Annotated in this window: 11 protein-coding genes; 5 read left to right on the top strand and 6 right to left on the bottom strand. The window is 74.7% G+C overall.

What is annotated here, in order from left to right:
• Nucleotide 1 precedes the first annotated feature (1 nt).
• Nucleotides 2-943, top strand: coding sequence for an EamA family transporter RarD (gene rarD / locus PU704_RS06665; protein WP_277550747.1), 942 nt, complete (start codon nucleotides 2-4; stop codon nucleotides 941-943).
• 183 nt (nucleotides 944-1126) lie between these two features.
• Here the strand turns inward: rarD and PU704_RS06660 are convergent, their stop codons facing one another.
• The 5 genes from PU704_RS06660 to PU704_RS06640 form a co-directional block, all read right to left on the bottom strand.
• Nucleotides 1127-1276 (bottom strand): methionine/alanine import family NSS transporter small subunit, encoded by a 150-nt coding sequence (locus PU704_RS06660; RefSeq protein ID WP_075872687.1) that lies wholly within the window; start codon nucleotides 1274-1276, stop codon nucleotides 1127-1129.
• Entirely contained in the window at nucleotides 1273-3063 is a 1791-nt protein-coding gene (locus PU704_RS06655) for a sodium-dependent transporter (protein WP_277550746.1), read from the bottom strand. Before PU704_RS06655 ends, PU704_RS06660 begins: the two co-directional genes overlap by 4 nt.
• Before the next feature lie 123 nt (nucleotides 3064-3186).
• Nucleotides 3187-4254 (bottom strand): polyprenyl synthetase family protein, encoded by a 1068-nt coding sequence (locus PU704_RS06650; protein WP_075872689.1) that lies wholly within the window; start codon nucleotides 4252-4254, stop codon nucleotides 3187-3189.
• 11 nt (nucleotides 4255-4265) lie between these two features.
• The gene (locus PU704_RS06645; protein ID WP_277550745.1) at nucleotides 4266-5561 is read right to left on the bottom strand and encodes a geranylgeranyl reductase family protein; all 1296 of its coding nucleotides are present in this window, start codon (nucleotides 5559-5561) and stop codon (nucleotides 4266-4268) included.
• Nucleotides 5558-6262, bottom strand: coding sequence for a demethylmenaquinone methyltransferase (locus tag PU704_RS06640; RefSeq protein WP_075872691.1), 705 nt, complete (start codon nucleotides 6260-6262; stop codon nucleotides 5558-5560). Before PU704_RS06640 ends, PU704_RS06645 begins: the two co-directional genes overlap by 4 nt.
• A gap of 122 nt (nucleotides 6263-6384) precedes the next feature.
• Between PU704_RS06640 and PU704_RS06635 the strand changes: the two genes are divergently transcribed.
• The 4 genes from PU704_RS06635 (at nucleotide 6385) to PU704_RS06620 (ending at nucleotide 10515) form a co-directional block, all read left to right on the top strand.
• Nucleotides 6385-7824: an isochorismate synthase gene (locus PU704_RS06635; RefSeq protein ID WP_277550743.1), complete on the top strand. Its 1440-nt coding sequence runs from the start codon at nucleotides 6385-6387 to the stop codon at nucleotides 7822-7824.
• 159 nt (nucleotides 7825-7983) lie between these two features.
• Nucleotides 7984-8823 (top strand): ABC transporter substrate-binding protein, encoded by an 840-nt coding sequence (locus PU704_RS06630; RefSeq protein WP_277550742.1) that lies wholly within the window; start codon nucleotides 7984-7986, stop codon nucleotides 8821-8823.
• 77 nt (nucleotides 8824-8900) lie between these two features.
• Entirely contained in the window at nucleotides 8901-9695 is a 795-nt protein-coding gene (locus PU704_RS06625) for an amino acid ABC transporter permease (RefSeq protein ID WP_047803359.1), read from the top strand.
• 10 nt (nucleotides 9696-9705) lie between these two features.
• A complete protein-coding gene (locus tag PU704_RS06620; RefSeq protein ID WP_277550741.1) occupies nucleotides 9706-10515 on the top strand; it encodes an amino acid ABC transporter ATP-binding protein in 810 nt (269 codons plus the stop codon).
• Between the two features lie 208 nt (nucleotides 10516-10723).
• Here the strand turns inward: PU704_RS06620 and menD are convergent, their stop codons facing one another.
• A complete protein-coding gene (gene menD, locus PU704_RS06615; RefSeq protein ID WP_277550740.1) occupies nucleotides 10724-12442 on the bottom strand; it encodes a 2-succinyl-5-enolpyruvyl-6-hydroxy-3-cyclohexene-1-carboxylic-acid synthase in 1719 nt (572 codons plus the stop codon).
• Between the last annotated feature and the right edge of the window lie 33 nt (nucleotides 12443-12475).

Raw genomic sequence — 12475 nt, 5'->3', positions numbered from 1 at the left:
CGTGACCGCATACAACACCGCGCCCGGCCCGGATCCCGACGAGCAGTCGAGGACCCGGGCCGGTCTGCTCGCCGGCTTCGGCGCCTACGGCATCTGGGGCCTGCTGCCCCTCTACTTCGTCGTCCTGGAGCCGGCCACGCCCTTGGAGATCGTGGCGCTGCGCGTGCTGTTCTCCCTGCTGTTCTGCCTGGTCCTGCTCGCGCTCACGCGGCAGCTGGGCACGCTGGGCCGGGCCCTGCGCACCCCGCGCACCCTGGCGGCCCTCGCCCTCGCGGGCCTGCTCATCGGGATCAACTGGTTCCTCTACGTGCTCGCGACGACCACGGGGCACACCATCGAGGCCTCCTTGGGGTACTTCATCAACCCGATCGTGGCCATCCTGCTCGGCGTGGTCGTGCTGCGGGAGCGGATGCGGCGGCTGCAGTGGGCGGCCGTCGGGGTGGGGTTCGTCGCCGTCGTGGTGATGGCCGTCTTCTACGGCAGCGTGCCCTGGCTCTCCCTCGGCCTGGCCTTCTCCTTCGGCCTCTACGGGCTGGTCAAGAACCGGGTGGGGGCCTCCTTCCCCGCGGTGGTGACCCTCACGGTGGAGACCCTGGCCCTGACCCCCGTGGCCGCGATGGTCGTGGCGGCGCTGTCGGCGGACGGTTCCCTGACCCTCGGCACGGAGGGCCCCGGCCACGCCGCGCTGCTGCTGGCCGCCGGGGTGATCACGGCCGTGCCCCTGATCCTCTTCGGCGCCGCGGCGAGCCGGCTCCCGCTGTCCACGGTGGGGATGATCCAGTACCTGACGCCCATCATGCAGTTCCTGCTGGCCGTGCTCGTGCTCGGCGAGCAGATGCCGCTGGTGCGCTGGGTCAGCTTCTGCTTCGTGTGGCTCGCCGTTCTCCTGCTCGTGCTCGACGCCGTGCGCACGCCGCGGGCGCGGCGGGCGGGGCGGGCCTGAGCCGGTCCCGGGGCACTTCCGCGGCGACGGCCGCGGGAGGCTCGGGGCGGACCGGGAAGCGGCCGGCGCGGGCCCCCGCAGCTCCGCGAGGACCCGGGACCGGTCCGAGGACACGAAGAGGGCCCCCGGTGCCGCGCGGCGCCGGAGGCCCTCCTGCCGTTCCGGGCGGGCCCGGGACGACGGTCAGGTGGTGCGGGGGTAGTCCTCGGAGCCGAAGCCCTGGTCGTCGTCCGGCACCTCCGGGGTGCGCCGCAGGTGCAGCACCGCGGCGACGAAGCCGCCCCACAGCAGCAACGCGGCGACGATCATCATGATGACGGCGGACGTGGTCATCGGGGGTCCTCCTCGGACGTGGACGGGGTGGCGGACGGGGTGCTGGACCCGGTGCCGGACGCGCTGGTCGTCCAGGGCGCGGCCGGGGTGGCGGCCCCTGCGGCGTGCTTGCCCGACGGTGCGGCCGCGCCCTGCTCCACCGTGCGGTAGGAGAAGTCCTGGTCCAGGGCCGGAGTGCGAAGTGCGGTGTCCGACCAGCGGGACAGCGGCTGGTCGCCGCGGATCCGGTTGCGGTCCACGAAGGCGTCCAGGATCGCCGGGGAGGGACTCAGGTCCGAGGCCGCGGACGAGGCCGGCCACGGCAGCCGCGAGAGCAGCAGCGCGATGACCACCAGGCCGACGGCGGTGCCCCAGCCGAACGTGTTGACGAACCACGCCGGCATGTCACCGTAGCCCTCCGCGAGGGTCGTGGTGAGCGTGTTGATGAGGATGTAGCCCAGCACGATCGGGGTGACGCCTCCGACCACGACCATCCACGCCCGGCCGAGCTTGAACGAGGAGACGGAGTTGAGGTGGTCCCGCAGCGTGGGCAGCGCCGAGAAGCCCGCGGTGAGCAGCATGACGGACACCAGGGCCGCGGCGACGATGCCGAACTGGTTGACGAAGTTGTCGGTCACGTCGAGGAGATTCAGGCCCGTGGTGGTCGTGAACAGCGCGAGCGAGATCAGGGCCATGGGCAGGACCACCAGCAGGACCGCACTGCGCCGACGCAGCCCGAGCTTGTCCTGGGCCGCGGCCACGACCACCTCGACGATCGACACCAGGGACGTGAATCCGGCAAAGGTCAAGGTCGCGAAGAAGAGCACACCGATCAGGGTGCCGAACGGCGCCTGGGAGATGATCGTGGGGAACGCGATGAACGCCAGGCCGATGCCGGAGGTCGCGACCTCGTCGACGCTGGTGCCCGCGGCGCCGGCCATGAAGCCCAGCGCCGCGAAGACGCCGATGCCGGCCAGCAGCTCGAAGCTCGAGTTCCCGAAGCCGACGACCAGGCCCGAGCTCGTGAGGTCCGTCTTGGGCTTGAGGTAGGACGAGTAGGTGATCATGATGCCGAAGCCCACGGACAGCGAGAAGAAGATCTGGCCGTAGGCGGCGACCCACACGGAGCTGTCGGCCAGGGCCGCCCAGTTCGGGGTGAAGAAGGCGTTGAGCCCGTCGGTGGCTCCCGGCAGGGTCAGGGCGATGATCACGATCGACAGGAACATCAGCACCAGCAGCGGGATGAGCACGAGATTCACCCGGCCGATGCCCTTCTGCACGCCCAGCAGCAGGACCACCAGCAGCGCGGCCCAGGCGATCGCCGTGGCGATCAGCACGGTGGGGACGAAGTCGAAGCCCACCGTGATCTGCTCCGAGCTCTGCAGGACGTCGGTGAGGAAGTAGGCCGCCGGGTCGTCGCCCCACGCCTTGCTGAACGAGAAGATCGTGTAGAGCATGGCGTAGCCGAGGATCACGGCGTAGTACACGGCGATGACGAAGCTGATGCCCATCTGCCACCAGCCGATCCACTCCGTCTTGGGATGGAGGCGGCGGAAGGCCAGGGGCGCGGACGCGCGGAAGCGGTGGCCCACTCCGTACTCGAGCATGAGCAGCGGCAGCCCGGCGGTGAGCAGGGCGACCAGGTACGGGATCAGGAAGGCGCCGCCGCCGTTCTCGTAGGCGATGTACGGGAAGCGCCAGATGTTGCCCAGGCCGACGGCGGAGCCGATCGCGGCCAGGATGAAGACCGTGCGGCTGGAGAACGCCTCGCGGGGCGCCGCGGCACGGCCGGGTGGGGACTGGGTCATGGTGGTCCTCGGGTGCGGGAAGTGGTCTGGGGACGGCTACAGGCTAGTCCGTCCGGCCGCCGCGCCGCGCCGGGGTCCGCCCCGGTGCCCGGCCGTGCCGGGCGGGGCCTCCGGACTCCTCGCTCAGGCCTCGCGGTGGACGACGGCGTGCGCGAACGCCACGAGCGCGCGCTTGGCCACCGAGTCCGGCAGCGGCGCGAGGGAGGCGATGGCCTCGTCGGCCCAGCGGCGGGCGATCCGCCAGGCCTCGTCCGTGGCCCGGTGCCCGGAGACCGCGGCCACGGCCTCGGCCAGGGCCGCGTCGGACGCGAGGTCGCCGTCGAGGAGCTCGACGGCGCGCCGGGCCTCGGCGTCGCCCTCCCCCGCCATGCGGCGCAGGAGCAGCACCGGCAGGGTCGGCACGCCCTCGCGCAGGTCGGTGCCGGGGGACTTCCCGGAGACCTCGTCCTCGCCGGCCACGTCGATGACGTCGTCGGCGAGCTGGAAGGCGATGCCGACCTTCTCCCCGTACTCGACCATGACCTCCACGACGTCCTGCGGGGCACCGGCCAGCACGGTGCCGAAGTGCCCGCAGGCGGCGATGAGGGAGCCGGTCTTGCCCGCGAGCACGTCGAGGTAGTGCTCCAGCGGGTCCTGCCCGTCGCGCGGGCCGACCGTCTCGTGCAGCTGGCCCAGCACGAGCCGTTCGAAGGTGTCCGCCTGGATCTTCAGGGCGCGCTGGCCGAGGTCGGAGACCATGGAGGAGGCGCGGGCGAAGATGAGGTCGCCGGTGAGGATCGCCACCGAGTTGCCCCACACCGTCTGGGCGGTGGCCACGCCGCGGCGCAGGGGCGCGGAGTCCATGACGTCGTCGTGGTAGAGGGTCGCGAGGTGGGTGAGCTCGACCACCGCGGCGGCCTCGAGCACGGCGTCGTTGACGCCGCCGCCGATCTCCCCGGCCAGCACGGTCAGCAGCGGGCGCACCCGCTTGCCGCCGGCCTGGAGCAGGTGGCGGGAGGTGACGTCGGCGAGGTGGTCGGCGCTGCGCACCGCCTCGTCCAGGCGCTCCTCGATCCGGGCGAGTGCCTGCAGCACGACCGGACCCAGCCGGTCGTCGGTCGCGATGAGGTCGAAGCCGGCCGGCAGCTTCACCTGATCGGTGCCGAGACCCGTGGAGGGGCCGCCGGCGCTCGAGGAGGAGGTTTCAGTCACGGTCCACCACTCTAGCGAGTTTTCGGGGGCCGGGTGTTGTCCGTGGGGGGCGTCAGGGCGTCCAGGAGGGCGACCACGCGGTCCTCCCACGCGGTGGCCGGACGGTCGGAGAGCTCCGTCATCACCCGCACCACGAACCGCATCAGGGCGGGCACCGCCATGCCGGTGCGCACGGCGGCCTTCATCACGGCGGGGCTGCCGATCAGCTGGGCGAGGACGCGGCCCTGCGTGAAGTGGGCGCCCCACTCCTGCCGCACCCGGCCGGGGTAGCCGGCGAGCACGCGCTCGCGCTGGGCCGGGCCGTTGGCGGCCGCCGCGGCCACGACGTGCTCGGCGGCGTAGCGGGCGGACTCCATCGCGTTGGAGATGCCCTCGCCGTTGAACGGGGAGACGAGGCCCGCGGCGTCGCCGAGCAGGAGCATGCCCGGGACGTGGTGCGGGGTGCGGTTGAAGGCCATCGGCAGGGCCGCACCCAGCACGCGGCCGCGGCGGTGCTCCTCGTCGAAGGTCCACTCGGCGGGCATGGAGGCGGTCCAGCCGGCGAGCACCTTCCGGTAGTCCAGGGACCCGAACGCCGGGGAGGTGTCCAGGATCCCGAGCCCCACGTTCGCCGTGCCGTCCCCGACGCCGAAGACCCAGCCGTAGCCGGGCAGCAGCGCCCGGCGCGGGTCGTGGCCGTCGGTGAGCTCGAGCCAGCCCTCCATCCAGTCCAGCTCCGAGCGGGGGGACTCGTAGTAGGCGCGCACCGCCACGCCCATGGGCCGGTCGCCGCGCTTGTGCAGCCCGGCCGACACGGCGGCCCGGGCGGAGTTGCCGTCGGCGGCGAGCACGACGTCGGCGCGGTGCTCCTCGGTCTCGCCGGTGCGCCGCCCGGCGTCGTCGAGCACGTGCGCGCGGGCGCCGACGACCCGCCCGGTGCGGTCGCGCAGCACCCCGGTGACGGAGCGGCGCTCCAGCACCTGGGCACCGGCGCCGCGGGCGTGCTCGGCGAGCTGCTGGTCGAAGCCGGTGCGGGTCCGCACCAGCCCGTAGCCGGGGAAGTCGCTGAGCTCCGGCCAGGGCACCTCGACGGTGCGCCGCCGGGCCACCAGGCGCAGGCCCCGGTTGCGGGCGTAGCCCAGCTCGGGACCGTGCGGCAGGCCCATGAGCTGCATCTCCCGCACGGCCCGCGGGGTCAGCCCGTCGCCGCAGACCTTCTCCCGGGGGAACGCGGTCTTCTCCAGGACCGTGGCCCGGATCCCGTGCGCCGCGAGCCAGTACCCGGCGGTGGCACCGGCCGGGCCGCCGCCGAGGACGAGGGCCCTCATCGGGCCGGGCCGGGCTTCACGGCCCGGTGCACGGCCACGATGCCGCCGGTGAGGTTGCGGTACTGCACGCCCTCCCAGCCCGTCTCGAGGATCTGCGCGGCCAACTCCTCCTGGTCCGGCCACGCCGCGATGGACTCGGCGAGGTACTGGTAGGCCGCGGGGTTGGAGGAGGTGCGCGCGGCGATCCCCGGCAGCGCCTTCATGAGGTACTCCGTGTAGACGGTGCGCAGCGGGGCCAGGGCGGGGGTGGAGAACTCGCAGATCACCAGCCGCCCGCCCGGGCGGGTGACGCGCAGCATCTCGGCCAGCGCCCGGCGGTGGCCCTGGATGTTGCGCAGGCCGAAGGAGATCGTCACGGCGTCGAAGGAGGCGTCCGCGAACGGCAGCTGCGTGGCGTCGGCCTGCACGAACTCGATGTCGGGGCGGCGGGCGCGGCCCACCTCGAGCATCCCGAGCGAGAGGTCCGCGGCCACGACGTCCACGCCGGCGTCGGCGTAGGGCTCCGAGGAGGTGCCGGTCCCGGCGGCGAGGTCGAGCACCCGCTCCCCCGGCACCGCCGCGACGGCCTCCGCCACGACCCTGCGCCAGCCGCGGGCCCGGCCCAGCGAGAGGATGTCGTTGACGAGGTCGTAGCGCGGCGCCACGTCGTCGAACATGGCGGAGACTTCGTGCGGCTGCTTGGACAGGTCGGCTCGGTTCACCCGGTCATTGTCGCACCTCCCTCCGACGCCCCGGTCCGCCCCCGGCCCGCCCGCGCCCGGCGGTCCCGGCGCCCGCGGGCACGGGCCGGGGCTGTCGGCCGCGCGGCTTAGACTGGGGGGCGATGTCCTCCACCGACCCCGCCACCGCCCCGCCGGTCCCCGTGCTCCACGCCCTCACGGTCCCGCTGTCCGCCCTCGGCGCGGACGCCCCGGACCTGCGGGAGCTGCTGGCCGGGCCCGACCTGCTCTGCTGGACCGTGGACGGGCGCGGCCTCGTGGCCCACGGCCGGGTCGCCGAGCACACGGTGCGCGGCCCGGACCGCTTCACCGCCGCGCGCGTGTGGTGGGACGACGTGGTCGCCGCCGCCGTGGTCGAGGACCGGGTGGGCGTCCCGGGCACCGGGCTCGCCGCCTTCGGCGCGTTCACCTTCGCCTCGGCCTCCGGGGCCGGGTCCGGGCTCGTGGTGCCGGAGCTGCTCGTGGGCCGCCGCGACGACCTGGCCTGGGTCAGCCTCGTGGTGGCCGTGGCGCCCGGCACGCCCTTCGCGCTGAGCCTCGACGACGTGACCGCGGCCTGGCTGCGCCGCTTCGGCACCGCCCCCGGCCGCCCGCCGGCCGCCGGGGACGACCCGGTCCCGGTGCCCGCCTCCGTCCGGCTGTCCCCCGGCACACTGGGCGAGCACGAGTGGACCGGGGCCGTGCGCGACGGCGTGGACCTGATCCGCGCGGGCCGGCTGGAGAAGCTGGTGCTGGCCCGCGACGTCGTGGCCCGCACCGACGAGCCGCTCGACCCGGTGGCCGTGGTCCGGGACCTCGCCCACCGCTACGACCAGTGCTGGACGTACTGCGTGGGCTTCGGCGGGAGCGCCGCGGGGCGGCTGATGGGGGCGACCCCGGAGATGCTCGTGCAGGTGCTCGACGGAGCGGCCCACGCCCGCGTGCTCGCGGGCACCCTGGACCGGGACGCGGCCCCGGTGGGCGAGGACCCCCAGGAGTACGCCGCCCGGGTGCTCGGGGAGTCCGAGAAGCAACAGCATGAGCACGGCTTCGCGATCGACTCCCTCGTGGCGTCGCTGGCGCCCTACACGGACGCGGTGACCACCTCCCCCGAGCCGTTCATCCTGGAGCTGCCCAACGTGTGGCACCTCGCCTCCGACGTCACCGCCGCGCTGCGCCCGGGCCCGGCCGGGGACCCGCCCTCCGCCCTGGAGCTGGCCGAGGCGCTGCACCCGACCGCCGCCGTCTGCGGGACGCCCACCGCCGTGGCGGCGGCCACCATCCCGGAGCTGGAGCGGATGGACCGGGGCCTGTACGCCGGGCCGGTCGGCTGGCTGGACGCCGCCGGCAACGGGGACTGGGGCATCGCCCTGCGCGGCGCGGTGCAGGAGGACGAGCGCACCGTGCGGCTCTACGCCGGGTGCGGCATCGTGGCCGCCTCCGACCCGGAGGCCGAGCTCGCCGAGACCTGGGCGAAGCTGCGGCCCATGCTCCAGGCCCTCGGGCAGCGCGCCGACGGCGCCGCCGAGCGGCTCGTGCCCGCCCCCGGGCTCTCCGCCCGCTGAGCCCGCTGCACCCGGGCTCCGGCGGCGGCGCGCCCGGACGCCCGGATTGCACCGTATCCTTGTGTCCCGAACGCAGTCGGGGGTGACCGCCCCGTAGAGCCGGCTCCTCGCGCGGCCCGACCGCGCCGTCGACCACCGCTCCTACCGGAGGAACCGCCCATGCCCCGCCCGTCCCGCCGCCGCGCCGCCGGCCTCCTGTCCGCCGCCGCCCTCGCCCTCACGGCCTGCTCCGGCGGCTCCGCCGAGGACACCGCCGCGGAGACCGCCGCCGGGTCCGCGACCCCGGTGGACGGCGGGTCGGCCGCGGTGGCCCTGGTGGAGCCCGGCTTCCTCACCGTGTGCTCGGAGTCCAACTACCCGCCGTTCGAGATGGAGCAGGGCGGCGAGATGGTGGGCCTCGACATGGACCTGGGCCGGGAGATCGCAGCCGACCTCGGCGTGGAGATGAAGAACGTCACGCTCGGCTTCGAGTCCATCCAGTCCGGCGCCGCCCTCGACACCGGCCAGTGCGACGTGGCGATCTCCGCCCTGTCCATCACCGAGGAGCGGCGGAGCGTGATGGACTTCTCCGACCCGTACTACGACAACGAGGTCGGCCTCGTGACCGACGGGGAGGACGGCGTCGCCTCGATCGACGCCGCTCGCGAGGAGCAGGTGCGCGTGGGGGTCATGCAGGGCACCGTCGGGGAGACCCAGGCCCGGGAGCTCGGCCTCGACACCGTCCAGTTCGAGGACGCCACCACGCTGTTCACCGGGCTCAGCACCGGCGCCGTGGACGCCGTGCTCGACGACGTCACCGCGATCGCCGAGCACGCCCAGGACGACCCGGACTTCGTGGTCCAGGAGACCGCGGACCTCGACGACCAGCTCGGCGTGGCCGTCCGGAAGGGCGACGCGGCGATGCGCCAGGCCGTCGACGCCACCCTGGACCGCATCGAGGAGGACGGCACGCTCGAGCAGATCGTCGAGCAGTGGATCCCCGTCCAGGAGAAGGACTGACCGAAGGACCCCGTGCCCCGCACCCGGGGCGCCGGCTCCGCCACCGACCGCCCGTACCACCCAGAACGGACCACTCCATGGCCATGACCATGCACCAGAGAGCCCGGCTCTCCCGCGGCATCCAGTACGCCGTCCTGATCCTCGTCGTCCTCGCGCTGCTCGCGATCGCCGACTGGCCGCTGCTGATCGAGAAGGTGTTCAACCCGGAGATCGCCGCCCAGCAGTTCCCCGGCATCATCACCACCGCACTGAAGAACACCCTCATCTACACGCTGCTCGGCTTCGTGGTCGGTCTCACCGGGGGTGTGGTCCTGGCGCTGATGAAGCTCTCCTCCGTGGCGCCCTACCGGTGGCTGGCCACGCTGTACATCGAGTTCTTCCGCGGCGTGCCCGCCCTGCTGGTCTTCCTCGCCTTCGGCTACGGCATCCCGCTGGCCTTCGGCTTCCGCTTCAACCACTACGTCACGGTCATGGTCGCCCTGGGCCTGGTGGCCGCCGCCTACATCGCGGAGTCGCTGCGGGCGGGCCTGCAGGCCGTGCCGAAGGGTCAGTACGAGGCCGCCCGCTCCCTGGGCATGTCCCACGCCCGGGCGATGGTCACGATCGTCATCCCGCAGGCCCTGCGGATCGTCCTGCCGCCGCTGACCAACGAGGTCATCCTGCTGACCAAGGACTCCTCCCTGGTCTACCTGCTGGGCATGGGCATCGGCCAGTACGAGCTCACCAAGTACGGCCGCGAGGCGATCTCGGGCTCCGGCGCCGGCCTGACGCCCCTGGTCGTGGCGGGCATCTGCTACCTCATCATCACGGTGCCGCTGGGCATCCTGACCCGCCGCTTCGAGTCCAAGACCGACCGCATGAAGAAGTCCTAGGAGCCAGACGATGAGCACTGCATCCTCCCCGCAGCCCGCACCCGCCGACGGCCTCGCCGGCGCCGCGTCCGTCGTGATCGACGGACTGCACAAGTCCTACGGCTCCCTCGAGGTGCTCAAGGGCATCTCCCTGAGCGTGGGAGCCGGCCAGGTGGTCTGCCTCATCGGTCCCTCCGGCTCGGGCAAGTCCACCCTCCTGCGCTGCGTGAACCTGCTCGAGAGACCACAGCAGGGGCGGATCACGATCGGCGACTTCGACGTCACCGACCCCGAGGCCGACGTGGACCGGATGCGCCGGCACGTGGGCATGGTCTTCCAGCAGTTCAACCTGTTCCCGCACCTGAGCGTCCTCGAGAACTGCACCGTGGCCCAGGTCAAGGTGCTCAAGCGGGACAAGGCCGAGGCCGAGCGGATCGCCCGGGCCAACCTCGACCGCGTGGGCCTGGCCGAGAAGTCCGACAACCACCCCGACCAGCTCTCCGGGGGCCAGCAGCAGCGCGTGGCCATCGCCCGCGCCCTGTCGATGGACCCGTCCCTGATGCTCTTCGACGAGCCCACCTCCGCCCTCGACCCCGAGACGGTGGGCGACGTGCTGTCCATCATGCGCGACCTCGCCGCCGAGGGCATGACGATGCTCGTGGTCACCCACGAGATGGAGTTCGCCCGCGACGTCGCCGACAAGGTCGTCTTCATGGACGGCGGCGTGGTCGTCGAGGAGGGCCCCGCCGCCCAGGTCATCGGCACCCCGAAGGAGCCCCGCACCCAGTCGTTCCTCTCCCGGGTGCTCAACCCCACCCAGGTGCAGGCCCCGGAGCGCTGACCCGGCGGCCGCTCCGCCCGCAGGCCGCCGCAGGGCCCCGTCCCCTCCCCGGGGACGGGGCCCTTCCGCGCGGTCCGTTCCCGCGGTCCGTTCCCGCGGTCCGTCCATGCGGACCGTGCACGCAGCCCGTCCCACGGTCCGGCCGGGGGACACATCCCGGGGCGCCAGCACGCCGCCGGGACGTCGCGGGGACGCGGACGGGCTGGGCTCAGTCCGCGGGACCGGCCACCGCGGCCCGGATCCGGGCGTGCAGGGCCCGCAGCTCCCGCCGGTCCACCCGCACCTCGAGCACGGAGCGGCCGCGCACGGGCCCGGCGAGCGCCGCGGCGAGCTCCGGCAGGCTGTCCGCCCGCCGGTGCGGGACCCCGTAGCCCGCGCAGAGCGCGTCCAGGCGCGCCTCGTGCGGGGTCCCGAAGAAGCGCTCGACGACGTCGCGGTACTCCTGCTGCTCCCCCAGCGCGCCGTGCTCGAGGGTCGCGAAGATCCCGCCGCCGCCGTCGTTGAGGACCAGGACCTGCAGGTCGGGCTCCCGCTCGCCGGCGCCCAGCAGCAGGGAGGAGGCGTCGTGCAGGAAGGTCAGGTCCCCCACGAGGGCGCGGACGGGGCGCCCGGTGCCCAGCGCCGCGCCCGCGGCGGTGGCCACCGTCCCGTCGATCCCGGCGAGCCCGCGGTTGGCGACCACCAGCGGGGACACGGGGCCGGGGCGGGCGGCGAGGTCCAGGTCCCGCACGGGGTTGGAGGAGCCGGCGACGAGCACCGCCCCGTCCTGCCGGCAGGCCTCCCACAGCGCGGCGGCCACGGCCGGGCCGGTCGGGCGCCCCGGGGGCTCCGCGGCGAGCAGCCGCGCCACGGCACCGTCGGCGGCGCCGCCGGCCTCCCGCCAGGCGGCCGCCCAGCCGGGGGCCCCGCGGCCGGTGAAGGCGGCGGCCTCCGCCCAGCTCCCGAGCACGCGCTCGCGCCGGCGCCCCGGGTCGTACCAGGCCACGGGGCCGGGCTGGACGGCGGCGGTGGCCACACCGGCCCGGGCCAGCAGCGCTGCGACAGGGCGGGAGAGCGTCGGCCGGCCGGCCAGCAGGACCCGCTCGATCCGCCGCCCCAGGGGCGCCTCCAGCAGCAGCCGGTAGGCGCCCACGGCCTGCGGACCGGACCGGGCGTTCGAGGACGGCTCCGCGAACAGCGGCAGCCCGCAGGCCTCGGCGAAGCGGGCGGCGGCGGGGCCGGCGCCGTCCCCGGCGACGACCACGGAGCGGGCCTGCCCCGCGGCCGGGGACGGGGCGACCACGGGACCGGCGGCGACCGCGCGCGGGGCCGGGTCCGGGGCGGTCTCGGCGCGGGCCGCCAGCCGGCGCGCCCGCCCGGCGAGCTCGGCGCTGTCCTCCGGGGCGGGGTGCAGCGGCTCGCGCAGGGCCACGTTGAGCTGCACGGGCCCGGCGGGGCGGGCTCCGCCGGGCCCGCGGCCGGTGAGCGCGGCCAGGGGCCCGGCGAGGCGGGCGGGGACGTCGCGGTCCTCGGGCAGGAGGTCGAGGGCGGCGCGCACGTGTCCGCCGAAGATCCCGGGCTGGCGGGTGGTCTGGTTGGCGCCGGTGCCGCGCAGCTCCGGCGGGCGGTCGGCGGAGAGCACGACGAGGGGCACCTCGGCGTGGTCGGCCTCCATGACCGCCGGGAGCAGGTTGCCCACCGCGGTGCCCGAGGTGGTGACCACCCCGGCCGGGCGGCCGGTGGCCCGGGCGATGCCGAGGGCGGTGAAGGCGGCGCCCCGCTCGTCCACGCGCACGTGCACCTCCAGGGCGCCGGCGGCGTGGGCGGCCGCCGCGGCGTAGGCCAGGGGCGCGGAGCGGGAGCCGGGGGCGACGACGAGGTGGCGCATCCCGGAGCCGACGAGCTCCTCGAGGACGGCGCGGGCGGTGTCGAGGGACGGTGTGGTCACAGGAGACCAGGGTAGTCCCGGGAACCGGACGGT

This window comes from Kocuria oceani (assembly GCF_029524215.1).
GTDB lineage: Bacteria > Actinomycetota > Actinomycetes > Actinomycetales > Micrococcaceae > Kocuria > Kocuria oceani.
This window is presented reverse-complemented; position numbering and strand designations above follow the sequence as displayed.